The sequence below is a fragment of the Streptomyces kryoterrae genome (assembly GCF_054072135.1).
The window spans coordinates 5,307,377-5,329,488 of the sequence record NZ_CM133358.1 but is presented as its reverse complement, the minus strand read 5'-3'; the positions used below and the strand labels follow the sequence as shown (position 1 = coordinate 5,329,488).

General features: G+C 69.7%; 21 protein-coding genes. 9 read left to right on the top strand and 12 right to left on the bottom strand.

Going from position 1 to position 22,112, the window contains the following annotated elements:
- Nucleotides 1-63: 63 nt before the first annotated feature.
- A complete protein-coding gene (locus tag ACW4TU_RS23280; protein ID WP_457416540.1) occupies nt 64-672 on the bottom strand; it encodes a TetR/AcrR family transcriptional regulator in 609 nt (202 codons plus the stop codon).
- Nucleotides 673-847: 175 nt separating this feature from the next.
- On the opposite strand from ACW4TU_RS23280, the gene ACW4TU_RS23275 reads away from it, so the two are divergent.
- Nucleotides 848-1,948, top strand: a complete 1,101-nt coding sequence (locus ACW4TU_RS23275) for an alkene reductase (RefSeq protein ID WP_457416538.1) — start codon at nt 848-850, stop codon at nt 1,946-1,948.
- A 97-nt stretch (nt 1,949-2,045) separates the two neighbouring features.
- Here ACW4TU_RS23275 and ACW4TU_RS23270 read toward each other — a convergent pair whose 3' ends face one another.
- The 4 genes from ACW4TU_RS23270 to ACW4TU_RS23255 form a co-directional block, all read right to left on the bottom strand.
- On the bottom strand, nt 2,046-2,597 hold the full coding sequence (locus tag ACW4TU_RS23270; RefSeq protein WP_457416536.1) for an aromatic-ring hydroxylase C-terminal domain-containing protein: 552 nt from the start codon (nt 2,595-2,597) through the stop codon (nt 2,046-2,048).
- A 649-nt stretch (nt 2,598-3,246) separates the two neighbouring features.
- Nucleotides 3,247-3,690: a GlcG/HbpS family heme-binding protein gene (locus tag ACW4TU_RS23265; protein WP_457416534.1), complete on the bottom strand. Its 444-nt coding sequence runs from the start codon at nt 3,688-3,690 to the stop codon at nt 3,247-3,249.
- Between the two features lie 47 nt (nt 3,691-3,737).
- Nucleotides 3,738-4,058: an NIPSNAP family protein gene (locus ACW4TU_RS23260; RefSeq protein WP_457416532.1), complete on the bottom strand. Its 321-nt coding sequence runs from the start codon at nt 4,056-4,058 to the stop codon at nt 3,738-3,740.
- Nucleotides 4,059-4,094: 36 nt separating this feature from the next.
- On the bottom strand, nt 4,095-5,057 hold the full coding sequence (locus tag ACW4TU_RS23255) for an NADP-dependent oxidoreductase (RefSeq protein ID WP_385279224.1): 963 nt from the start codon (nt 5,055-5,057) through the stop codon (nt 4,095-4,097).
- Nucleotides 5,058-5,199: 142 nt separating this feature from the next.
- On the opposite strand from ACW4TU_RS23255, the gene ACW4TU_RS23250 reads away from it, so the two are divergent.
- The gene (locus ACW4TU_RS23250; RefSeq protein WP_385279226.1) at nt 5,200-5,574 is read left to right on the top strand and encodes a winged helix-turn-helix transcriptional regulator; all 375 of its coding nucleotides are present in this window, start codon (nt 5,200-5,202) and stop codon (nt 5,572-5,574) included.
- Nucleotides 5,575-5,611: 37 nt separating this feature from the next.
- Here the strand turns inward: ACW4TU_RS23250 and ACW4TU_RS23245 are convergent, their stop codons facing one another.
- On the bottom strand, nt 5,612-6,016 hold the full coding sequence (locus tag ACW4TU_RS23245) for a hypothetical protein (protein ID WP_457416529.1): 405 nt from the start codon (nt 6,014-6,016) through the stop codon (nt 5,612-5,614).
- A 325-nt stretch (nt 6,017-6,341) separates the two neighbouring features.
- On the opposite strand from ACW4TU_RS23245, the gene ACW4TU_RS23240 reads away from it, so the two are divergent.
- The gene (locus tag ACW4TU_RS23240) at nt 6,342-6,707 is read left to right on the top strand and encodes a hypothetical protein (RefSeq protein WP_457416527.1); all 366 of its coding nucleotides are present in this window, start codon (nt 6,342-6,344) and stop codon (nt 6,705-6,707) included.
- A 173-nt stretch (nt 6,708-6,880) separates the two neighbouring features.
- Here the strand turns inward: ACW4TU_RS23240 and ACW4TU_RS23235 are convergent, their stop codons facing one another.
- The gene (locus ACW4TU_RS23235; RefSeq protein ID WP_457416525.1) at nt 6,881-8,446 is read right to left on the bottom strand and encodes a carbohydrate-binding protein; all 1,566 of its coding nucleotides are present in this window, start codon (nt 8,444-8,446) and stop codon (nt 6,881-6,883) included.
- Nucleotides 8,447-8,754: 308 nt separating this feature from the next.
- Between ACW4TU_RS23235 and ACW4TU_RS23230 the strand changes: the two genes are divergently transcribed.
- Complete coding sequence (locus ACW4TU_RS23230; RefSeq protein WP_457416523.1) at nt 8,755-9,615, top strand: calcium-binding protein; 861 nt, start codon at nt 8,755-8,757, stop codon at nt 9,613-9,615.
- Between the two features lie 304 nt (nt 9,616-9,919).
- On the opposite strand, the gene ACW4TU_RS23225 is transcribed toward ACW4TU_RS23230, so the two are convergent.
- A complete protein-coding gene (locus ACW4TU_RS23225; RefSeq protein ID WP_457416521.1) occupies nt 9,920-11,749 on the bottom strand; it encodes a sigma factor in 1,830 nt (609 codons plus the stop codon).
- A 205-nt stretch (nt 11,750-11,954) separates the two neighbouring features.
- On the opposite strand from ACW4TU_RS23225, the gene ACW4TU_RS23220 reads away from it, so the two are divergent.
- Complete coding sequence (locus tag ACW4TU_RS23220; protein ID WP_457416519.1) at nt 11,955-12,368, top strand: SsgA family sporulation/cell division regulator; 414 nt, start codon at nt 11,955-11,957, stop codon at nt 12,366-12,368.
- A 463-nt stretch (nt 12,369-12,831) separates the two neighbouring features.
- Here ACW4TU_RS23220 and ACW4TU_RS23215 read toward each other — a convergent pair whose 3' ends face one another.
- Nucleotides 12,832-13,791 carry an ABC transporter substrate-binding protein gene (locus tag ACW4TU_RS23215; protein ID WP_457416517.1) on the bottom strand — a complete coding sequence of 320 codons (960 nt, stop codon included), beginning with the start codon at nt 13,789-13,791 and terminating at the stop codon, nt 12,832-12,834.
- A gap of 411 nt (nt 13,792-14,202) precedes the next feature.
- Between ACW4TU_RS23215 and ACW4TU_RS23210 the strand changes: the two genes are divergently transcribed.
- The 4 genes from ACW4TU_RS23210 to ACW4TU_RS23195 all read left to right on the top strand — a co-directional run bounded on the left by ACW4TU_RS23210 (nt 14,203) and on the right by ACW4TU_RS23195 (nt 19,166).
- Nucleotides 14,203-17,580 carry a sensor histidine kinase gene (locus tag ACW4TU_RS23210; protein ID WP_457416515.1) on the top strand — a complete coding sequence of 1,126 codons (3,378 nt, stop codon included), beginning with the start codon at nt 14,203-14,205 and terminating at the stop codon, nt 17,578-17,580.
- On the top strand, nt 17,577-18,053 hold the full coding sequence (locus ACW4TU_RS23205) for a roadblock/LC7 domain-containing protein (RefSeq protein WP_457416513.1): 477 nt from the start codon (nt 17,577-17,579) through the stop codon (nt 18,051-18,053). Before ACW4TU_RS23210 ends, ACW4TU_RS23205 begins: the two co-directional genes overlap by 4 nt.
- An 83-nt stretch (nt 18,054-18,136) precedes the next feature.
- Entirely contained in the window at nt 18,137-18,580 is a 444-nt protein-coding gene (locus ACW4TU_RS23200) for a DUF742 domain-containing protein (RefSeq protein ID WP_457416511.1), read from the top strand.
- Nucleotides 18,567-19,166 carry a GTP-binding protein gene (locus ACW4TU_RS23195; RefSeq protein WP_457416509.1) on the top strand — a complete coding sequence of 200 codons (600 nt, stop codon included), beginning with the start codon at nt 18,567-18,569 and terminating at the stop codon, nt 19,164-19,166. The genes ACW4TU_RS23200 and ACW4TU_RS23195 overlap by 14 nt, the downstream gene beginning before the upstream one ends.
- A 280-nt stretch (nt 19,167-19,446) precedes the next feature.
- Here the strand turns inward: ACW4TU_RS23195 and ACW4TU_RS23190 are convergent, their stop codons facing one another.
- The 3 genes from ACW4TU_RS23190 to ACW4TU_RS23180 are packed head-to-tail and all read right to left on the bottom strand — an operon-like array spanning nt 19,447 to nt 21,988.
- Complete coding sequence (locus tag ACW4TU_RS23190; protein ID WP_457416507.1) at nt 19,447-20,115, bottom strand: ABC transporter permease; 669 nt, start codon at nt 20,113-20,115, stop codon at nt 19,447-19,449.
- Nucleotides 20,112-20,828: an ABC transporter permease gene (locus ACW4TU_RS23185; RefSeq protein WP_457416505.1), complete on the bottom strand. Its 717-nt coding sequence runs from the start codon at nt 20,826-20,828 to the stop codon at nt 20,112-20,114. Before ACW4TU_RS23185 ends, ACW4TU_RS23190 begins: the two co-directional genes overlap by 4 nt.
- Nucleotides 20,825-21,988, bottom strand: coding sequence for an ABC transporter ATP-binding protein (locus ACW4TU_RS23180; RefSeq protein ID WP_457416503.1), 1,164 nt, complete (start codon nt 21,986-21,988; stop codon nt 20,825-20,827). The genes ACW4TU_RS23185 and ACW4TU_RS23180 overlap by 4 nt, the downstream gene beginning before the upstream one ends.
- Between the last annotated feature and the right edge of the window lie 124 nt (nt 21,989-22,112).

The following is a 22,112-nucleotide window of genomic DNA, read 5'->3' as shown; positions in this document are numbered from 1 at the left end:
GCACCGCGACCAGCCCTGTCTCAGCTGACCGCGGACCCTCGCGGCCACGCCTGTCGGGGCTGGTCAGTCGAAGGCATGGCTGCGGCCGGTCTGCAGGATCTCGTCGGAGAGTTCGGGCTCGACGTCGCGTACGGCTCGGGCGAGCATCAGCGCGCCGACCATTTCACTGAGCAGGCGGACGGCCCTGTGGCGGGCCTCGCCCGGGTCGGGTTCGTGGCCCTTCTCCTCGGCTTCGCGCAGGAACTCGGCGGTGAAGCCGGTGAGGTACCCCTCGACACCTTCGGCGTACGCGCTCTGCACGGCTTCACTGTGCCGTGCGGCGTCGGTGACCAGGGAGGCGGAAGGGCAGCCGCCGTCCGGGGCGTCACGGTGCGCGGTGGACAGGTATCCAGCCACGACCCGCTCCAGCGGAGAGCCGCTCTGGTCCGGACCGTCATCGACGGTGCGGGCCAGGCTGCCGAGCGAGGCGGCGAAGGAAGCCCCGAACACCTCCAGGACCAGGTCGTCCTTGGAGGCGAAGTGGTTGTAGAAGCCGCCGTGAGTGAGTCCGGCTTCCTTCATCAGCTCGGCGATGCCGACCGCGTCGATGCCCTGCGAGCGAAACATGCGGCCCGCCGCTCCGAGGATGTTCTGCCGGTTGCGGGCCTTGTCCTCCTTGGTGATCCGCGGCATTTCCGTCCTCTCGCGTCACTCTCGATTTGACCATTTCAATGATGCCTCTCATCATAACAAGAGTTCCAATGATACCCATCATCAATAACTCGTCGAAGGGGAGCGCCGCCGAGCCGGACCCTCCCCCGTTCCCCGCCCTCCTCCTCATCCGCCCCTCGGCACAAGGAAGTCACCCATGACCACCCAGCCCCTGCTGCAGCCCGTCCGCCTCGGCGCGCTGGAACTCCCCAACCGCGTCGTCATGGCCCCCATGACCCGCGCCCGCGCCCACAACACCGAGCTGACCCCCACCGACCTGCACGCGACCTACTACACCCAGCGAGCCGGCGCCGGGCTGATCGTCACCGAGGGAACCTGGGTCAGCCCCGACGCGATCGGCTTCGTCAACGTCCCCGGCATCTACACCGACGCGCAGACCGCCGGCTGGGCGAAGGTCACCGAAGCCGTCCACGAGGCGGGCGGGCGGATCGTCTCCCAGCTCGGCCATGTCGGAGCGGCCTCCCACCCCGACCACCTCGGCGGCCGCCTGCCCGCCGGACCCTCGGCCATCAACCCCGGCGAGAAGTCCTTCACCCCCTCCGGCCCGAAGGACACCCTCACCCCGCGCGCCTACACCGCCGCCGAGATCGCCGACACCATCGCCGGCTACCGCCATGCGGCCGAGAACGCCCGCCGCGCCGGTTTCGACGGCGTGGAACTCCACGCCCAGGTGTCCCACCTGATCCCGCAGTTCCTCAACCCCCGTCTCAACCAACGCACCGACGCCTACGGAGGCAGCAGCGAGAAGCGGGCCACGTTCCTCCTCGACATCCTCGACGCCGTCACCGACGTGTGGGGCGGCGACCGCATCGGCGTGAAAATGTCCCCGGGCTGGACCAGCGGAACCGCGTTCACCGCGGACGAGGAGACACTCGCCGACTACGACCAGCTGCTCAAGAAGCTCAACGACAGCAACCTGGCCTACCTGCACCTCATGGGCACCCCCGGCACCATCGAGGAGCGCATCTCCCTCTTCTCCCGCTACCGCGCCCACTACCAGGGCAACATCGTCGCCAACCTCGGCTTCACCCAGGCCCTCGGCAACGAGATCCTCGACCACGGCATCGTCGACGCGGTCTCCTTCGGCGCCCCCTTCATCGCCAACCCCGACCTGGTCGAGCGCTTCGCGCAGGGCCACCCGCTGGCCGACGACGACCAGGAAACCCACTACGCCGGCCACACCGAGGGCTACACCGACTACCCCGCCTTCACCGCCGACCGAGCAAGGAACGGATGAAAGCGCCCGCAACACGCCGGACGCGTGCAGAGCTCCGGCACGTCCCGGCGGCGGACGCGCAGGGTGCGCCCGCCCCGTGACGCCCGGCCGGTGATTGTCAGACGTGCCGGGACGGCGGGCCGAACCACGTCCGCGGCGCCGCGGTGAGTTCGGCGGGTTCGGTGCCTGCCCACGCCACGTACCCGTCCGGGCGGACCAGGACCATCTCGCGTGGCGGGGCCCCAGGTGCGGCGGTGACGGTCAGCAGGTCCACCCGGTCGACCAGGGTGAGGCCGTGTCCGCCAGCGTGTCCGCCTCTGGCGGGCACAGCGGCATCGGCCTGCCGTGGCGCGCCTGCTCCGCCAGCCGCACGGAGCCCCCCCTCGGCGTTCACCCGGAGGTCGGCGACCCACCTGCCCGTCGACGGGTGCCCGCCTGTCGCGGCGGACGGGTGGACGACGTCGGAGCCCGACATCATCGCGGCGATCCGGCGGGTCGCCGAGGGGGCCGCCAGCAGGTCACCGAGCACTTCGCGCAGCGCGGTGACGTCGGCCCCAGGGGCCTCCCTGGCTTTCGCCAGCACCGGCGGCGCGTCCTCGCCCTCCGTACCGCCGTCCGCGGGTCCGGCGAACTTCAGCAGCACGGCGAAGCCCGGTCGCGTCCCCCCCACGCTTGCCGGACACGAGCGCCCGCTCGTCCTTCAACAGCGTCCAGTGCTCGACGAGTTCGTCCAGGTCCAACGGAGTACGGGCCACGATCGCCGATCGTCCTCGCAGAGCTTCACCCACCCCAGCCAGACGGCCCAGCACCCACCCACACGGGTGACGCAGTCACCAGATCATCGCCGTTCGCGGCTGGTGACACGGTTCTTACCGGCACGACGGCCGTGAGTTCAGCGTGACTGAGGGACTTTCACCGGGAACTCACGACGTCTTCTGCCGGCGGGCTCGAAAGTCCGGTGGGTTCGTCGTTATCGCACGCGTGGAACACCTCCAGCTCAATTCACCACCGCAAGCCCGGGTACGGCACGTACCGGCACTTCGGCAACCGTGCCGGCTCCGGCGGCATGTCGATCACCTGGTGCGACCTGGGTGCCACCGTCGTCTTTGCCGGGGGCACACTCTCCGGCCGCCGTACCCCTGGGGCGCCCCCTGGCTTGGCCAGGAGCCGAGGGAGGCGGCGCTGCGTCGGGTTTTCCGCGAGGTGCACGTCGATGTCCCTGGCGAGGTTCAGCGCGTCCTGGGGGCGTCGGCCCCCCACAGCGTGCCCGGCTGCCAGTCCTGCCGGATACCGCCCGCATGGGCGCGAGGGGCCGTGTCTCAGGCCGGGGTGTCGAAGCCGAGCGAGCTGAGCGCGGCTTCCGCTGCCTGCTGGTCCTGCTCGTAGCTGCCGCCGGAGATACCGATACCGCCGATGACCATGCCGTCCTCGATCACTGGGTAGCCGCCGCCGACGGCCATCAGCCGGGGGTGGTGGGTGAGTGGGGCGACCTGGGGGTTGGCCACGTAGGAGTTCCAGACATGGGTGGCGATGCGGTAGGACACCGCCGTCCACGCCTTGTCCACGGCGACCTCGGCGGCCAGGAACGGTGCGTCGTCGGCACGTTCGAACGCTTTCAGGTGGCCGCCGGCGTCGGTGACAGCGACAGCCGCCGCGAATCCGATGTCCTCGGCCGCCGCGCGCACCGCTTCGATGAGCGCTGAGGCGGCGGAGCGGCTGATCGAGAGTGCGGGCACGGACTTCGCTTGTACTGCGGTGTTCATCAAAACCTTCTCTTGCTGATGAGTGACGCGTCTCGGCTCGAGTGCCGTCAGCGGAGCGCGGACCACGGTGTGGGGACGGCGCGGGTGATCACGGAGTTCTCCGGGATCAGCAGGTTGTGGACGACCGGACCGATCTCGTCCCGCCGGCGGTCGCTCCCGTAGACGGCGGCGTACAACTCCTCGCGCTGCGTCTCGTCCTGGAACCGGCGGATCCATATGTAACCGTCCGGGTCTTCCTCATCGACGAAGGACGCGGTGACCGACATCCCCTTCGATGCCTGGAACGGCATGACAACTTCCTCCATGTAGCGGACCCACTGATCCCGGCGCCCGGGCCGGGTCTGGTAGCGCCGAAGCTCGTAGAACATGGCGAACTTCCTTTCGTGTACGTGGCTGGGCGGGGGTCAGGAGGTGACGCGAAGGACGAGCTTGCCGCGGGTGCGGTCGCTCTCGCCGCGGATGTGGGCCTGGGTGGCCTGCTCCAGCGGGAAGACCTCCTCGACCTCCACGCTCACCTCGCCGGCGTCGATGAGTCCGGCGATGCGGGTCAGGGCCGGGCCGTCGGGCTCGACCAGGAAGGCGCTGGTCCGCAGCCCCCGGGACTCGGCCGCCTGGAGGAGTTCGGGCGAGACGCCGGCGGGGATCGCGACGATCAGTCCGCCGGGGCGCAGCACGTCGAGGGAGCGGGTGCTGGTGTTGTCGTGCGCGTCGCCGACGAGGTCGATGACGACGTCGATGTCCTTGGCGGCCTCCTCGAAGCGGCTGGTGGTGTAGTCGATGAGTTCGTCGGCGCCGAGTGCGGTGAGCCAGTCGTGGCGGGGGCTGCTGGCGGTGCCGGTGACGTGGGCGCCCAGGTGCTTGGCGAACTGGACGGCGAAGTGGCCGACGCCTCCGGCGGCGGCGTGGATCAGCACGCGCTGGCCGGGGCGGATGTCGGCGGTGTCCACCAGTGCCTGCCAGGCGGTGAGAGCTGCCAGCGGTACGGCGGCGGCCTGCTCGTGGCTGATGCTCGCCGGCTTGCGGGCGAATTGGCGCGCGGGGGCGGTGACGTACTCGGCGTAGCCACCGGCCGCGCGGGGGAACCACGGCATCCCGTAAACCTCGTCGCCGGCCTTGAGGGTGGTCACACCGAAGCCGGTCTCCTCCACGACGCCGGAGACGTCCCAGCCCAAGGTGAACGGCGGCTCGCCGAGCACCCCGGCCATGCCGCCGCTGCCCCGGGTCTTCCAGTCGACCGGGTTGATCCCGGCGGCGTGCACCCGCACCAGGACCTCGGTCGGCAGCGGCACGGGCCGGGGGACCTCCTCCACCCGCAGGACGTCGGGGCCGCCGAAGGTGTGCTGCACCACCGCGCGCATCGAGGACATGTGTCGTCTCCCTTGAACCAAACATGCCGAAAGGCCGCTTATCGGCCCCCGGTCCAGTGGGCTCGACCGTAACCTCAGGGAGGTAGTTACCATCAAGGGAACCTACTTCCCAATGGGAAGCATGCTGCTGAGGAGTGTTCCCGTGACCACCGACTGCCAGACCGGGCAGCACGCCCACCACGACGTCTACGCGGCCCAATGCCCCTGCCGCGCCATGCTGGACCTGCTCGCGAACAAGTGGTCAGCCCTAGCCATCGGAGCCCTGGAAGACGGCCCACAGCGTTTCGGCGCCCTGCAGCGACTCCTGCAGGGTGTCAGCCCCAAGGTGCTCACCCAGACGCTGCGACGCCTGGAGGACACAGGGCTCGTCGACCGCACCATCTATCCTGCGGTGCCCCTGCACGTCGAGTACGCCCTGACTGGCCTCGGCCAGAGCGCAGCCGTTCCGCTGCATCTGCTGCGGTCCTGGGTCGAGGAGAACATCGACAACGTCAGGAGCGCGGCGCCCTCGAAGTGACCGCGACGGACAGAGCCGACGTACACGCCGACGGCCTTCACGCCGCACCCCGACAGCACTGATCGTTCATCTCGTCCAGCGGGCACTCGACCACACGGCCGGTGAGGTTGTGCAGTTCGACCTTGTGCCGCAGCTCAAGGAACTGGAAGAACACCGCCAGCGCCCCCGCCCGGCCGGTCCGGGTCGAGGGCTTGGCGTCGCGGAGCACCTTGTCGAAGTACACGTCCGCGTCGGCCGGCTCCATGTCCCACAGCGGGCGGCCGAACCAGTCCCGAATCAGGTCCAGGTGGTTGGTGTCGTTGCGGATCGTGCTGTCGACCAGCCCGGCCGACGCCCGTGCGAGTACGAACCCCGCCAGTACATCGGTCTCGAACTGGGCGAGTTCCTCCTCGCCCGCCGGGGCCCGGTACTCGCGCAGGTCGCGTACGACGGCCAGAGCCAACCCACGCCTCCTCGACTTCACCCAGACTGAAGGAATCCCGTCAGCAATGAGGCTTGCGTACTCGGGGCGAGGTTGGGTCAGAACCGGCTCCCGTCACCCGGACGAGGTAACAGGTCCTGGTACAGGCACTCTCAAGAACGCCGGTCGGTCGTGGACGGGGCCGGGAACTCACCGACTATTGCTCACCCAATTTCCGTCCTGTTCAGCGTCGTTCACGCCGTTGAGGCGAGGGTTGGCGGTCACCGCTCCGACGCCGAGGCGGCACCGGATGCCACGTCGGCCGAGACGACTGCGAGTTGTCTGCCTGGCCCGTATGGTTTCCGCCATGTTCCAGACGATCCGTTGGCGCTGTCACGTACACGCGAACGACCGCCGCGCTGCCGAGCGGGTGGTCGGGCGTCTTGCGGCTCGGTTGGATCGTCCCGTGGAGATCGAGAGCTATGAGCGGTACTGCAAGTTCCCCGAGCTCGCCGTGGTACGGCTGGTCTCCCCGCTCGGGTGCCCCACTCCCGAGCAGGCGCTGATGGCCGTTCTCAAGAGTGCGTGGAACGTCGCGACGCCATGGAGCCTCGGCAGCCAAGGATCAGGCGCCCACCACGAGTTCGAGGGCATCGCGGCTGTCAACATCGGTGCGCGCTTCAGCGTCCCGGGCATCGAGTGGATGGAGTTCTCCGTCACCGATCGGCCGTGAGCGCCCAACCAACATCGAGGTTACTAACATTGATGTTAGTAACCTCGATGTTGGTAATGTCGACGTTCACCCGGACACCCCCAGGTCAGCGACCTGGGGGTGTCCGGAGGTATGGCGAATCCACACATCCGCGCCGATGGCCTCGTACGAGAGACGGCGAGAGGCGGCCCCCCTTACCCCCCGAACGTCACCACCAGACGCCCGTCCGAAGCGAACGACCAGTGCAGGGCGCCCGTGTACGACGAGCAGCGGGAGCCGTTCGTGCCCGACCAGAACTGGTTCGACGTGTCGGAGTTGCCGATGATCCGGTCGTTCGTGCCGCTGGTGCTGCGGCATGACGTGTTCGTGCGGAACACCGACGTGCCGCCGTCGAAGTTGAAGTTGCGCTCCGTGTTGTCGATGCTGACGTTGTCCGACACCGTCAGTGTGCCGGGGTTGCTGTTCCAGGTGAAGCCGTGTTTGCCGTTGTTGTAGGCGATGCTGCGGCGGACGATGTGGTTGACGGCGATGTCGTCGCCGCCGAGCTTGTAGCCGTTGCGGTCGCCGTTGCCGGCCTGGGAGCCGTCCGTGAGGGTGCCGTTCCTGTAGGACAGGGAGTCCTCGATCGTCACCGGGCCGATGGGGCCGGTGTCCGTCTTGGTGTAGAGATCCCAGCCGTCGTCGATGTTGTTGTGCGAGACCGCGTAGCGGAAGACGTTGCCGGAGCCGGTGGTGAGCTTGGCCGCGAAACCGTCGGCGTCCTCGCCGTCCGAGTCGGCGTTGTCGTGCGATTCGGCGCTCAGGATCAGGTTGTTGGCCGGCCAGTCGGCGGCCGGGGTGGTGGAGGCGATACGGCCGAGCTGGAGGCCCGTGTCACGGTTGAAGCGGGTCACCGTGCGCTCGATGACGTTGTTGCTGCCGCCCACGTAGATGCCGTTGTCACCGGCCCGTTCGACGACCAGGCCCTTGATGTACCAGTAGTTGGCGTTCAGTTGGAGACCGCGGTTCGTCGAACTCTCGGTCTGCGCCGAGAAGTTGAGGACCGGGGTCTCGCCCGGGTAGGCGGACAGCGTGGTGCGGGCGGAGGCCGTGCCGTTGTTGCCGACCGGGATCGTGATCGTGGAGGGCTGGTTGTACGTGCCTCCGCGGACGTAGATCGTTCCGCCCGCGGTGATGCGGCTGATCGCCGAGGTGAGGGTGGTCGGCGCCGATGACGTGCCCGCCGCGCTGTCGGTGCCGGACGGGGACACATACAGGGCGGAGGCCGTCGGCGGCGGGGTGGTGCCGCCGTCCGGGACGTTCGCGTCGACGTAGTCGATGTTGGGGAGGCCCGCGGCGGCCGTCGGGTTGAGGCGGACCGTGTTGCTGCCCGCGACCACCGGCACGGTCAGGGTCTTTGTCGTCCACCCCGTCCAGGTGCTGGTGCCCTCGAAGGTCGCCGTCGTGACCGTCGTACCGTTCACGATGACACTCACCGCACGGGCGGTGGTGGTGCCGTTGGCGAAGCGGACGCCCAGTGTCGCCGTGCCCGATGCGGGTGCGGATACGGTGAACTGGGCATACGAGCCAGCCGAGTTGGTGCCGTTGCAGAATCCGCTGCCGGAGTAGCCGGTCCAGTCGGAGTCGATGGTGCCGGTGCAGACTGCCGGTGAGGTCTCGGCCTCGTACCTCGTGGTCGCGGCCTGTGCCGTGGTGCCGGAGAGTGCGACGAGTGTGCCTGCCAGCAGGGTGACGCATGCCATGACGGGTCTCAGTTGCATCGTGGTTCTCCATCTCCAGGGCGGTTGGATCAGGTGGAACAGCTGCCGGACCGGAATTGGAAAGCGCTTTCTCTCGGAAGTTAGAGGGGTGGCCCTGGACGCGTCAATAGTCGCGTACTTGATCATTGTTCACATGGGTGGACGACTGGAGGGGACTTGGGTCGCTCCACCTGCCCGAATGCTTGGCCGTCGGCTTGGGTGACTCTCTACAACCCGGGGCGCACTTCGGTCGTCTCACATGGCGTCACCGAGTTCTGAACAAATCCGGAACCGCCTCAAGTGCCCATGTGACCCTGGAGGTTACGCGCATGCCCTCTTCCCCCACCGGCCGTCGTACGACACGCTTCGCATCGGCACTGACTCTCACGCTCGCCCTCGGCGCCGGACTGGCGGCCGTTCCGCTCGCCCTGGCCGGTACGGCTGGTGCCGCGACGCCGTCCGCCAAGGCCGAAGTCGACTCCAGCGACCGGGAGTTCACCTACACGGCCGCCGCCGGCCAGACCAACAAGGCGACCGTCACCGAGTCCAAGGCCAACGCCACGGACATCACCTTCGTGGTCGACGACGTCGTTCCGATCAGTGCCGGACACGGGTGCGTCTACCCTAGCGCGGCCGACCACACGAAGGTCGCGTGCACCGTCGTCACCGAGGAGACCCAGAGCCCGTACCAGATCATGCGGATGTACCTCGGCGACGGCAATGACGTGGTCGACTTCACCAACAAGAGCAACGAGACCTACTTCACCACCGCGTTCATCCTCGGCGCGGGCAAGGACAAGCTGACCGGCCGGGGCAACATCGCCGGCAACTTCGTGGACGGTGGGGCAGGCGACGACACCATCAGCGCGGGTAACTCGTTGCTCGCGGCCGGCGGCGACGGCAACGACACCCTCACCTCCTCCAACGGGACCGCGCAGGGCGGCAAGGGCAACGACGTGATCCGCGGCACCGCGGGGGCCGAGGACCTGCGCGGTGACGACGGCAACGACACGATCTACGGCGGCGCCGGCAACGACCACATTTCCGGCGACAAGGGCAACGACGTCCTGTACGGCAACGCCGGCGTCGACTACATCTGGGGCAACAGCGGCAACGACAAGCTGTACGGCGGCGCCGGCAGGGACGTCCTCTCGGGTGGCCCGGGCACGAACGTCGTACGTCAGGACTGATCGTCAGGACTGATCGTCAGGAGTGACGGTCGTAGCACGTCACAGGGCTGAGCCTGCCTGGGGACCACACACCGGAGGCCCCGGATTTCTCCGGGGCCTCCGGTGTGTGTGGTCATCGGTTCCTCGTCTGCCAGTGCCATGGTCAAGTGGCACGGACTGGACACAGCCCACGACCGGCCGACCTGTGTACGGACACACCCCAACGCGTCCAGGCCGAACCTGTGAGCAACCTGTGAGACAGGGGAAGTCATGTCCAGGTTGCTCGGCGAGGAAAAATACAACCGAAAGCGGTCTGTTCGCCCGATCAGCAGCCGCCGGGGTCGGGAACCGGGGTCTCCTCAACAGGGTCGGGGTCAACGGGAGTTGGCGTGACCGCGTCCGGTGCCGGATCCGGCACCGGGACGACGGCAGGGGAGGGGTCGGGGTCCACGGGAGTTGGGGCGACCGGGTACGGATCCGGGACGGGGACAGGGACAGGGACAGGGACGGGATCCACGGGAGGCTCGGAAACCGGTGGCTCTGGCGCCTCCACCACCGGGGGCTCGACCGCCGGGGGTTCCACCACAGGGGGTTCCACCACCGGGGGTTCCACCACAGGGGGTTCCACCACCGGCGGCTCGACCACAGGCGGCTCCACAACCGGGGGTTCCACCACAGGGGGTTCCACAACCGGAGGCTCCACCACAGGCGGCTCCACAACCGGAGGCTCCACCACAGGGGGTTCCACCACAGGGGGTTCCACCACAGGGGGTTCCACCACAGGGGGTTCCACCACAGGCGGCTCCACAACCGGAGGTACCGGACCCCCAGGCACGACAGGCACGACAGGCACCACAGGCGCAGGCACCTCAGGTGTCTCGCTCACCGGCGGCACCGGCTCCTCGACCGGAGGTGCCGGCACCGAGGACCCAGGCTCGACCGGCGCACCGGGAGCAGCCACAGGCACCACAGCCGTACCCCCACCCGTGCCCGTGCCCGTGCCCGCACCGATACCGCCCCCACGAGTCACCGTAACCACCGAAGCGACCCGCACCTCAGCCGGCACCCGCTCGGGCACACTCACCGGACTCGTCTTCACCGGCACAGGCGCCGCCGTCGGCACGTCCGCCACCGGCGCCGGTGCCACTGGCTTGCCCGCCAGCGGGATCCGGGACCGTTCCTGCAGCTGCACCTGCGGAGAGGTGAGCGCGATGGTGATCGCGACGGCCGCTGCCGCCGCCCCCGTGCTCAGCGCGAGCGCCTTGGGCATTTTCGAGCCACTGACCACGGCATGACGCACCGCATGTACCGCCTGCAGCACGCCCCCACCGTGCCCGGCCGCAGCGGAAGACGTCACGGTCGACGCACCGACGGACGACGCCGCGAACGACAGCAGGTACTTCCCCGTGCCACCCACCAGAAGCACCAGCAGGGCCGGACCGACGAGCGCGGGCAGGCGGTCGTTCGTGCGCATCAGCAAAGCGAGTCGGTGGCGGCAGTCGTCGCAGGTGTCCGTGTGGGTGAGGATCTGGTCGGACTGACGGCGGGTCGCGGTGCCGCGTACGTACGCGGGCATGCGGACCCAGTACGGCTCGCACGCCGTGTTGTCCGGGACGCCGGGCTGCTCGCGCAGGAAGGCCTGGCGCATGCCCTCCCGGGCGCGGTGGAGGAGTACCGCGGTGGCGCCCTCCTTGGTGCCGGTGCCGATCTGGGGGCCGATCACCGCCAGGGGCTGGTCCTCCGCCTCCGCCAGCCACAGCGCCTTGACCCAGCGGTCGGGGAGTTGGCCCAGTACCCGTACCAACAGGTCGACCGAGGAGACCTGTTCGGCGGGATCGTCCACGTGACGGCTCTGGGAGACGACCCGTTCCCCGCGTTCCGGGCTGTCCTGCGGATCCTGGGGGGTCTCGCGGGCCGAGCTGCTGCCCGCGGAGGCCGCCAGGTGCCGGACGGTCGTCATCAGGTACGCGGGCACGTTGTCGATCTCGTGCCCCGCCGACAGGCGTCGCCACACACGGAAGTGCGCCTCGGCGACCAGGTCCTCCGCGGCCCAACTGCTCTTGGTGAGCGAACGCGCATACGCGACGAGACGCGGTTGCTGCTCCTCGTAGATGCGGGCGTACGCGTCGGTCGCGGTGGCGGTGTTGTCAATCATGGGCAGGAACGCTCCAGTTACCTGCGGATGGGACATTGGGGACGAGTTTGTAAGGCTAGATGACAAAAAACTCAAGTAATTACCGAAGGTGACGCACGTCACATGGGGTAACTTCCGTATCCGCGTAATGCCCGGGCACTACCGGAGGTCGAGAAGGCAGCTCGGCACAACTGGCCCAACGCCCCACCCGGACGGGAAGACGATCATGCACAGAACCCTGGAGCAGTCCGCACGCGCCCGCCTGATAACCCCCGGTTACCAGGAGCTCCCGCTCGCCGTCACCCTGCGCTACGAGTCTGTCGACCCGCTCGCCGTCCACATCGACTTCCCCGTCGAGGTCTCGGTCGACGGGGAAGGGGTGAGCTGGACCTTCTCCCGGACGCTCCTGGAAGAGGGGCTGGAGAACCCGGCGGGGATCGGCGAGGTGCACCTGTGGCCGTGCGGACCGGCGCGCACGGTCGTGGAACTCCACTCGCCGTACGGGCTTGCCGTGGTCCGGTTCCGTACGGCGCAGCTCCAGCGGTTCCTCCACCGCTCGTACGGCGTTGTCGCGCCGGGCACGGAGGATCTGGGGCCGATGGTCGAACAAGGGCTCGCCCTGCTGCTCGGCGGGGTCTGAACCGCCCGCACCCGATACAGACCACCGCCCGGTTCACACACGGCGGCCCAACAGGCCCTCTCGGGCCGGCGGCGGGCACGGACCACGACTGGCGGCTGCCGCCGAGGCTCGACGGCCCGTCCATGCCGACGACCTGATCGGCGTACGGAGCGAACCGGGCCGTACGGAGTTCGTACGGAGTTCACGGTGACGCTGCCGACTGCCGAGAGTCCTTCCTCCATCAGGCCGGACAACGCTGAGCAGCTCCGCGGAAAGCCGGTTCAGACGCTGTGCCTACGAGGTTCAGCGCGCCCGTTCCCACCCCGCGCGGCCGGACGCCGGGACGCGGCCACGACTCGGGGAACCAGCGCGATGACAGCACCAGCCGGTCGAAGCACGCACGAGACCGGGGAAATGGCATGGCGAGGGCCGCACCCCTGAGTACGGGTGCGGCCCTCGTGATTCCGTGGTGCCGGGCGGAACGTCAGCTCAGGCCGGCCGACTTCAGCCAGGCCTTGGCGACGTCCAGCGGGTCCTTGCTCTCCAGCTGCACCTGGGAGTCCATGTCGAGCAGGGACTTCGTGTCGAGCTTGGCGGAGACGGCGTTGAGCGCGGCGATGCCCTCCTGGGAGAGCCCGCTCTTGAAGACCAGCGGGGTCACGTTCGCGAATCCGAAGAGGTTCTTCGGGTCCTGGAGGACGACGAACTTCTCCTTGGTGATGGTCGGGTCCGTGGTGAAGATGTCCGCGGCCTGCACGGTGTTCTTCTTCAGCGCGGCCTGGGTCAGCGGGCCGCCCGCGTCGAGAGCCTTGAAGGACTTGAACTTCAGCCCGTACACCGACTCCAGGCCGACCATGCCCTGCTGGCGGGTCTGGAACTCGGGCGAACCGCCGAGGACCAGGTCCGGCGCGGCGGCCTTGAGGTCGGCGAGCGTGGAGGTCGCGGTGAGGTTGTACTGCTTCGCGGTCGCCGCGTTGACCGTGACGGAGTCCTTGTCCTCGGCCGGCGACGACTCCAGCAGCGTGAGCTTGGAGTCGAGCTTGGCCTTCGCGGAGGCGTTCACGGTCGCGAGCGACGTCTGCGCGGCCTTCGCGTCCAGGTAGGCCAGCAGCGAGCCGTTGTACTCCGGCAGAACGGTGATGGAACCGTTCTTGAGCAGGCCGTACGTGGTCTCGCGGCTGCCGATGTTGGGCTTGTAGGTCACCTTGATGCCCTTGGCCTTCAGGGCTTCGCCGTAGATGTCGGCGATCAGGATGCTTTCGGCGAAGTTGTTGGAGCCTACGACCACGGTGTCACCGGCCGCCTTGTCGCCGGCGAGCGGGTCGGAGGTGTCGTCGGACGAGGAGGAGCATCCCGCCAGCAGGAATGTCACCGCCGCGAGGGCGACGGCCGCCGCACCTGGGTGGTTCCTGAGGGACCTGCTGCTGTGGGCGTTGATAGTCACGGTTCCCGTTCCGGGCTGGGGGAGTTGATGAGAGCTCAGACGCTTTGGTCTGATCCAATCCAGCCGCTTCTTGATCAGTCAAGAGAAACCGGGTTACCGATTGACGTCTATCGGTGATCACTCGCGCATGGATCGGGAGATCACCTGTGTACTCCCCGGAAGGCCCCCAAGTGGGCCTCGTACGCCGCTTCGTAATGGATTCTTGACTTAGGGCCACGCGCTGGCCCGTTCGAAGACGGGATAGTCTCGCCGGAGTTGGCGTCCGCCACAGCATTCGGCGGGGGCCGCAGCGGTGTGCGGGGGCCGCTTCCTTGTCGTTCATAATCGTTCGTATTCGGACACGTGCGTGCAGAAAGTCGGCACGCATGCGCCCCCCTTGCACGCCTGCGACACCTTCTTGAAGGAGGCCCGGTGTCCACGAAAGAGGTGGACGCGTCCCCCCGGTCGGCACCCTCGGCACAGACGTCCACGCGCCGGGGCCTGCGGGGGTTCGCCGACCGATGGCCCTTCCAGCGCAAACTGAACGTACTCGTCGGTATCCCGCTGACGGTGATCGCGCTGCTGCTGTCGTACCTCATCGTCGACCTGGTGCAGGAGTCCAACCGCGCGGAGGACGCCGCCCAACTGGTGCGCGCCAGCGCCCAGGTGGCCCAACTGGTCGCCGAGCTGCAGGCCGAACACCAGCAGGCGATCCTGCTCTCGGTGCGATACGAAGCGGCGTTCGACGCCGGCACCCCCTCCACCGCCAACTACCGGCAGGCGCAGGCGGCCGTGGACGCCCAGGTGCGGAAGGCCGTCGACGCCTTCGGCGACCGGCTGCCGGACACCGAGGTGCAGGCCCTCAAGGACGTCCAGGCCCTGTCCGGCCTGCGGTCCACCATCGAGCAGGGCTACCTGCCCGCCACCAACATCGACCCGGCGTACTCGGGTGCGGCCGACGGCCTCATCGACGGCCTGGGCCTGGACCGCAACGCCGACCTCGCGACCACCTTCACCGGTAACCTCCTCGACTCGCTGCTGCGCGCCGACACCGCCCACGGCGCCTACGAGACCGGCGTCTTCTCCGCGGGGACCCGCGACAGCAACGCGCTCATCGAGTTCACCGGAGCCGTTGGCTCCTACGAGGTGTTCACCTACCAGGCCGAGCGGTTCGCCCGGTTCGCCGACGAGGCGCAGACCGACGAGTTCGGCGGCATCGAGCACAACTCCTGGCAGGCCGCCATCGGCCGGCAGTACGCCGAACTGGCCGTGGACCCCAGCGCGTTGCAGGCCGAGTCCAAGAGCGCGATCCGGGCGGCGCTGCGAACGGCCATCGTCTCCTACCCCAACTACCGCGCGCAGTCCGGGACCCGGCTGGACATCACCGCCTCACTCATCGACCAGATCGCCGACCGGGCCGACGACAGCGCCACCAGCGCCAAGGTGCGCGCGGGCCTGCTGCTGACCCTGGCGCTGCTCTGCTTCGCCCTGTGGATCGCCTTCTCCATCCTGGTCCGCCGCTCCGTGGTCCGCCCGGTGCTGGCGCTGACGGGAGCCGCCCAGGAGGTCGCCGACGTGGCGGGCCGCGAGCTCGCCCGCGTCGCCGACGACGACGCCGAGGAGTCCGGCTCCCCGCGACTGCGCCGGCTGCCGGTCACCGCGGACGACGAGATCGGTCAACTCGCCAAGGCGTTCAACAACGTGCAGACCACCGCCGCCGCGCTGCTGGAGCGCCAGGTGCTCAGCCGGCGCAACGTCGCCGAGATGTTCGGCAACGTCGGTCGCCGCGTCAGCAACCTGACGACCCGTCAGCTCGCGCTGATCGACGCGGTGGAGCGCGGCGAGACCGACCCGGCGCTGCTCGAACGCCTCTACTCCATCGACCACATCGCGGTCCGCCTGCGCCGCAACGCCGACAGCCTGATGCTGTTGGCCGGCATCCGCGAGACCGTGCTGGAGTCCGGGCCGATCGCGCTCACCAACGTCGTACGTGCCGCGCTGGGCCAGATCGAGGGCTTCCAGCGGGTACGGCTGCGGGCCGCGACCGAGGCCATGGTGGAGCCCGACATCATCGGTGACCTGACCCTGATGATCGCCGAACTCCTTGAGAACGCCGTGTCGTTCTCGCCCGCGGACAGCCCCGTCGAGGTGGTGGTCGGCTCCGACCACGACAGCGCGTCGATCACCGTCTCGGACCACGGTCTGGGCATGAGCGCCGAGCGCCTCGCCGAGGAGAACTCCCGCCTCGTGCGCCGTGAACGCCTCGACGTCATCCCGACGAAGGTGCTCGGCCTGTTCGTGGTCGGTGCGCTGGCGCGCCGCTGGGACGTGGACGTCACGCTGTCCCGTACCCCGGGCGGCGGAGTGACCGCCGAGGTGCTGATCCCGTCGACGCTGCTCCTGACGGCGAGTGAGCTGGAGTCGGCGGGCCGGCTCGGCTCCCCGGACGTGCCTCCCCCGCCCGCCGCGCTCGCCGCTCCGTCGGCCCCCGCGGCCGGCCCCTCCCCGTCGTCCTCGATCCCGCCCTCCATCCCGTCCACGGTCCCGTCCTGGGCCAAGCACGAGGAGGAGGCGACCGTACTCCCCCGCCGAGTCCCCCGCCGTGACGCGTCCCCCGCCGAAGAGGGGACCGGGGCCCCGCTGCCTTCGGCGGCCGGCGCCGGGATCCCCCTGCCCTCCACGTCCGCCGCCGAGGACCCGACGGAGTCGGCGCGCGACACCGTCACGGCCACGGCAGGTGCCTCCACCGGCACCGACGCGGCCGGCCTCGCCGTCCGGACGGGCGATACCGGTTCCGGCAGCCGTACGGCTGCGACCGGCTTCTCCGGCCACCCGGCCGAAGCCGGTCTCCCCTCCCGTACGGCGAGGTCCGCGTCCCCCGCTCTCCCCACGCGGTCCGGGACTCCGGCCGCCACGGGCGGTGCCGAGCCGGGGAGTTCAGCTTCCCTGTCTGCTGCCACGGCCCATGCCGGCCTGCCCGAGCCCGCCGCCTCCGGCGTTCACCCCGACGGGGCCGGAATCCCGGCACCCCGGGCCGCCGAGCCGACGCTCCACACCCGCGCGGACGCCGAACCCGGCGCCTCCCGCACAGCGGACCGCACCACTACCGCCGCTACGACGGCCCCGGCGCCGCACGCCCACCCGGCCGGCCCCGAGAGCGGTCTCGCCCGCGCGGACGACCAACCCGGCACCTACTCCCGCACGGCGGAGCGCACCACTCCCACCGCTACGACGGACCCGGCGCCATACGCCCACCCGACCGGGTCCCAGCCCGCCGCCCGTGCGACGGAGCAGTCGCCGCACGCCCACCCCGCCGGCCCCGCGAGCGGTCTCGTCCCTGCGGCGGGGGGCCCCGGTGACTCCGTCCGCGGGCCGGAGCAGGGGGCCGGACCAGCCCCGCTCGGCCGTCCCGCCGGTCCGCTCTCCGCACAGGCCGGGGCCGACCCGTTCGCCGTCGGTCCCGACGGCTCCCGTCCGCTCAGGCGACGGGTGCGCGGAGCGACACTGCGGACGCCCGCCGACGCCGGCGCCCAGCAGGCCGCGCGGCAGGCCGCCCGCCCCGCCGACGCGGACGCCGTACGCGATTCGCTGGAGGAGTTCGAGGCGGCCGTGGCCCGCGCGCACCGCGACACCGGCGAACACCCCCGCCCCACCGGACACCGGGCCGCTCGTCACGACGACGGCCGGCCCGACCACCGTCCCGATGTTTCGCCCGACCGGACAGAGCCGTCCGACCCGTCCACCGACCAGATCACCGTCGGGGACACCCCGCACCACCAGAACCACCTTCCGGAAGGAGCCGAGCAGTGAACACGCCGACAGGTGGAACTCCCGCCGGAGACGCCAGGCCGAGCGATCTGCGGGCCGCCGCAGACGACTTCACCTGGCTGCTAAACCGTTTCGCCACCGAGACCGCAGGGGTCGTGGACGCCATCGCGGTGTCCTCCGACGGGCTGCTGATCGCCGTGTCGGCGCTGCGCGAGCACGCCGACTCCGAACGGCTGGCCGCGATCGTCTCGGGCATCACCAGCCTGGCCGCGGGCGCCTCCGGCAACTACGGTCTGGGCGGCCTGAACAAGGTCATCATCGACCTGGAGGGCGGCCATGTCCTGGTCTCCGCGATCGGCAGCGGCGCCGTACTCGGCGTGGTCACCGGCAAGGAGGCCAAGCTGGGCAACATCGCCTACGAGATGACGGTGTTCGCCAACCGCGCGGGCACCGCGCTCAGCCCGCAGCTCGTCCTGGAACTGAAGAACACCGTCGGCGCCACACGTCTGCACTGAGCGCGTGCCTCCGTAGCAAGCCGTGGAAAGCCGTACAGAGACCGCAGAGTGACCGCAGAGAGACGTAGAGAGAGCGAACACCGATGGCGGACGGCCGCACACCGCGCGGGGCCGGCGAGGACGGCGTCGCTCCCGTCGGTCCCGCCCCCGCCGTGCGGCCCTTCCTGGTCACCGCCGGCCGGGTCGCGGGCGCCGCGGGCGAGGCGTCGTCCGGCCGGACGATGCCCGTGGAGACCCAGCTGGTGGCCACCACCGGCGGGCTCGCCGCGCTCCACCGGCTCTCCTTCGAACAGCACGACATCGTCGCCGCCTGCCGCGTTCCGCAGTCCATCGCGGAGATCGCGGCCAGGCTGCGGCTGCACCTGAACGTGGTGCGGGTCCTCGCCGAGGACCTCCGGACGGCGGGCCAACTGTCGGTGCACGTGCCCGACTCCGGCGTCACCCACGACTCGTCCGTTCTGCGCAGGGTTATCGATGGCCTGCGGGCCATCCCCGACTCCCGGAGGGTCCTCCGTGACACCGACTGAACCGCTGGTCCGCACCTCGGCCGGACAGGCCGCCGTACGGCCGCCGTTGCCGGTGAAACTGGTGATCGCGGGCGGCTTCGGCGTGGGCAAGACCACCGCTGTCGGCTCGATCTCCGAGATCGAGCCGCTGACCACCGAGGCGGCGATCACCGAGGTCGCGGCGGGCGTCGACGACCTCAGCCACACCCCGACCAAGACCACCACCACGGTCGCGATGGACTTCGGCTGCATCACCATCGACCCGACGCTGAAGCTGTACCTGTTCGGCACGCCCGGGCAGGAGCGGTTCGGGTTCATGTGGGACGACATCGTGGAGGGCGCGATCGGCGGGCTGGTCATCGTGGACACCCGCCGGCTCGACGACTGTTACGCCGCCGTCGACTACTTCGAGCACAAGCAGATCCCGTTCGCCGTCGCCGTGAACGCCTTCGACGGCCAGACCGCGCACACACTGGACGAGGTCCGCTGGGCCCTCGACGTGTCCGAAGGCGTGCCGCTGCTCATCTTCGACGCCCGCGAGCGCGGCTCGGTACGCGACGCCCTGCTGGTCGTACTGGAACAGGCCCTGGCCCGCTCCGAAGGCTGACGGACGGGCGGGACCCGGATGCGGTCACGCTCCGAAGCCGGCCACGCCCGGGGCCTGCTCCGGGCCGGGGCAGGCCCCGGCGGACCGTGCCGCAGACGCGGGTCGGTCGGCCCACGCCCTCCCCCAGAGCCAGCAGGAGGGCCGGACCCCCAGCGGGGGGACCCCAGCGCGTCGACGCCGCCCGCCACCTCGCAGCTGCACGCAGCAAGCCTCGCTCACGCGTGCTGATGAGGCGCAGCGGCATTCCTCCGACCTGATCCTGATCCTCCGCCGGTCGGTCTTAGTTGCTCCTGCGCACTCCCGGCGAGACCGCCGCCTTCGTCGCCGCCCAGAACACCGCGAGCGTCGCGAGTGCCATGCCGGCGACCAGGGTGGCGCCGCCCACCACCTTCTCGTAGTCGTGCTGGTAGAGGCCGTCGACGATGTAGCGACCGAGGCCACCGAGGCTGACGTACGCGGCGATGGTGGCCGTGGAGACGATCTGGATGGCCGCCGAGCGCAGACCGCCGAGGATCATCGGCAGCGCGACGGGCAGTTCGACGCGCAGCAGGATGCCGGTCTCGCCCATGCCCATGCCCCGCGCGGCGTCCACGGGGGGCGGATCCACGGAGCGCATCGCCTCGTAGGTGGTGACCAGGATCGGCGGTACGGCGAGGACGACCAGCGGGATCATCACGGGCAGCATGCCGAACCCGAGTGCGAGGGTCGCCACCACCAGCAGGCCGAAGGTGGGCAGTGCGCGGCCGGCCGTGGCCACCAGGGACAGGACGTTGCCGCCCCGCCCGTAGTGACCGGTGATCAGGCCGATCGGCAGTCCGATCGCGGCGGCGATGGCGAGCGCCTCCAGGGAGTACTGGACGTGCTCCCACAGCCGGGTGGGAATGCCGTCGTAGCCGTGCCAGTGCGCGCTGTCGCCGAAGAAGGCGTGGATGAAGTTGATGACGTTCACCGGGCTGCGTCCTCCAGGGCGGGCACGGCCGGCTCGGGCCGGACCCCGGCGGGCCTGGACTTGGCGCCGCGCGCGGCGCTCGGCATCCAGGGGGTGAGCAGGATGCGTACGACGACCAGGGCGGCGTCCGCGAGGACCGCCAGGGCGGCGCTGGTGATCACGGAGTTCCAGGCGAGTTCGGGCCGGTTGTAGATCTGCGCGTCGTGGAGCAGGTTGCCGAGCGCGCCCTGGTTGCCGATCAGCATGCCGACGCTGACGAGGCTGATGCTGGACACGGTGGCGACCCGCAGACCGGCGATGATGGCGGGCACCGCGATCGGCAACTGGACCTGTACGTAACGGCGTACGGGCCCGAAGCCCATGGCGGTCGCGGCGGCGAGGGTCTCCTGCGGGACCGAGCGGACGCCGTCGACGATCGCCGGGACGAGCACGACCAGGCTGTAGACGGTGAGCGGGATCATCACCGTCAGTTCGGTCTGCCCCGTGTAGTCGATGAGGACCACGAAGAAGGCCAGCGACGGGATGGCGTAGAGCACGGTCGTCACCCACAGCACGGGCGGGTACAACCAGCGCAGCCGCACGCACAGTTGGGCCAGCGGAAGCGCCAGCAGCAGCCCGCCCAGCACCGGCAGCAGGGCCTCGCGCAGATGGAGCCCGATGAGGCCGAGCCAGTCGTGCTGGAGGTCGCTGGGAATGTCGAAGAAGCGGTTCACCGGGTGGCGGCCTTCCGGAAGCCCGCCCCGGTGGGAGACGTCTCCGCACGGCCTGCCGCGTGGGCGTGGGCGCCGCGGATGGCGTCGCCGATGGCCGCCTGCGAGACGACTCCGGCGGCCCGGCCCTCGTCGTCCACCGCGACCGCCCAGCCGGTGGGCGACAGGACGGCGCAGTCGAGCGCGGCACGCAGCGAGTCCCGTCCGGCGACGAACGGCCGCCCGTACGGCAGCAGTTGGCCGGCGTCGACCTGTCCGGCCGTCAGAGCGCCGGGCTCGCTCCAGCCGAGCGGACGCCCGTCCAGATCGGCGACCAGGAGATAGGGGGCCTCGGCCGCGCCACGCGCGGCGATCTGCTCGGCGGTGGCGTCGATCGCGACGATCGGGGTGGTGAGCAGTTCAAGTCCGCCGGAGGAGAAGAACGACAGACGCCGGATGCCCCGGTCGGCGCCGAGGAAGTCCTCGACGAACGCGTCGGCGGGGTCGGACAGCAGCTCGGCGGGCGGCGCGTACTGGGCGAGCTTGCCGCCGGTACGCAGCACGGCGACCATCGTGCCGAGCTTGACGGCCTCGTCGATGTCATGCGTGACGAAGACGATGGTCTTGCCCAACTCCTCCTGAATGCGCAGGAGTTCGTCCTGAAGTCCCTTACGGACGACGGGGTCGACGGCGGAGAACGGCTCGTCCATCAGCAGCACCGGAGGATCGGCGGCCAGGGCCCGTGCCACGCCGACGCGCTGCTGCTGGCCGCCGGAGAGCTGATAGGGGTACCGCTTGGCGAACGAGGCGTCGAGCCCCACCCGTTCCATCAGTTCCCGCGCCCGCGCCCGGGCCTTGTCCTTGCTCCAGCCGAGCATCCGGGGCACGGTCGCGATGTTGTCGACGATCGTCCGGTGCTGGAAGAGTCCGGCGTTCTGGATGACGTAACCCATGGACCGGCGCAGGGTGTTGACCGACTGCTGACGACTGTCGACGCCGTCGATGAGGATCGTTCCCTCGCTGGGCTCGACCATCCGGTTGATCATCCGCAGCGTGGTCGTCTTGCCACAGCCCGAGGGGCCGACGAGGACGGTGATCGAACGGTCCGGTATGTCGAGGGAGAGCCGGTCGACGGCCACCGTGCCATCCGGGTATCGCTTGGTGACTGAATCTATCCGTATCAAAGCGCCGAATACCCTTCGGGTCTGGCTGTTCACGCCCACTCTTGACCGCCGAGTTTCGGGCCGTTGCGGGGAGAGTCTAAACCGCTTACGTTTCGGACGTTTTCGCGGGAGAGGCGCGTTCTCC

Coding starts and splice junctions, on each gene's coding strand:
- ACW4TU_RS23280 (WP_457416540.1), bottom strand. CDS start 672: ATGCCGCGGATCACCAAGGAGGACAAGGCCCGCAACCGGCAGAACATC.
- ACW4TU_RS23275 (WP_457416538.1), top strand. CDS start 848: ATGACCACCCAGCCCCTGCTGCAGCCCGTCCGCCTCGGCGCGCTGGAA.
- ACW4TU_RS23265 (WP_457416534.1), bottom strand. CDS start 3,690: ATGAACACCGCAGTACAAGCGAAGTCCGTGCCCGCACTCTCGATCAGC.
- ACW4TU_RS23260 (WP_457416532.1), bottom strand. CDS start 4,058: ATGTTCTACGAGCTTCGGCGCTACCAGACCCGGCCCGGGCGCCGGGAT.
- ACW4TU_RS23255 (WP_385279224.1), bottom strand. CDS start 5,057: ATGTCCTCGATGCGCGCGGTGGTGCAGCACACCTTCGGCGGCCCCGAC.
- ACW4TU_RS23240 (WP_457416527.1), top strand. CDS start 6,342: ATGTTCCAGACGATCCGTTGGCGCTGTCACGTACACGCGAACGACCGC.
- ACW4TU_RS23235 (WP_457416525.1), bottom strand. CDS start 8,446: ATGCAACTGAGACCCGTCATGGCATGCGTCACCCTGCTGGCAGGCACA.
- ACW4TU_RS23230 (WP_457416523.1), top strand. CDS start 8,755: ATGCCCTCTTCCCCCACCGGCCGTCGTACGACACGCTTCGCATCGGCA.
- ACW4TU_RS23225 (WP_457416521.1), bottom strand. CDS start 11,749: ATGATTGACAACACCGCCACCGCGACCGACGCGTACGCCCGCATCTAC.
- ACW4TU_RS23220 (WP_457416519.1), top strand. CDS start 11,955: ATGCACAGAACCCTGGAGCAGTCCGCACGCGCCCGCCTGATAACCCCC.
- ACW4TU_RS23200 (WP_457416511.1), top strand. CDS start 18,137: ATGGCGGACGGCCGCACACCGCGCGGGGCCGGCGAGGACGGCGTCGCT.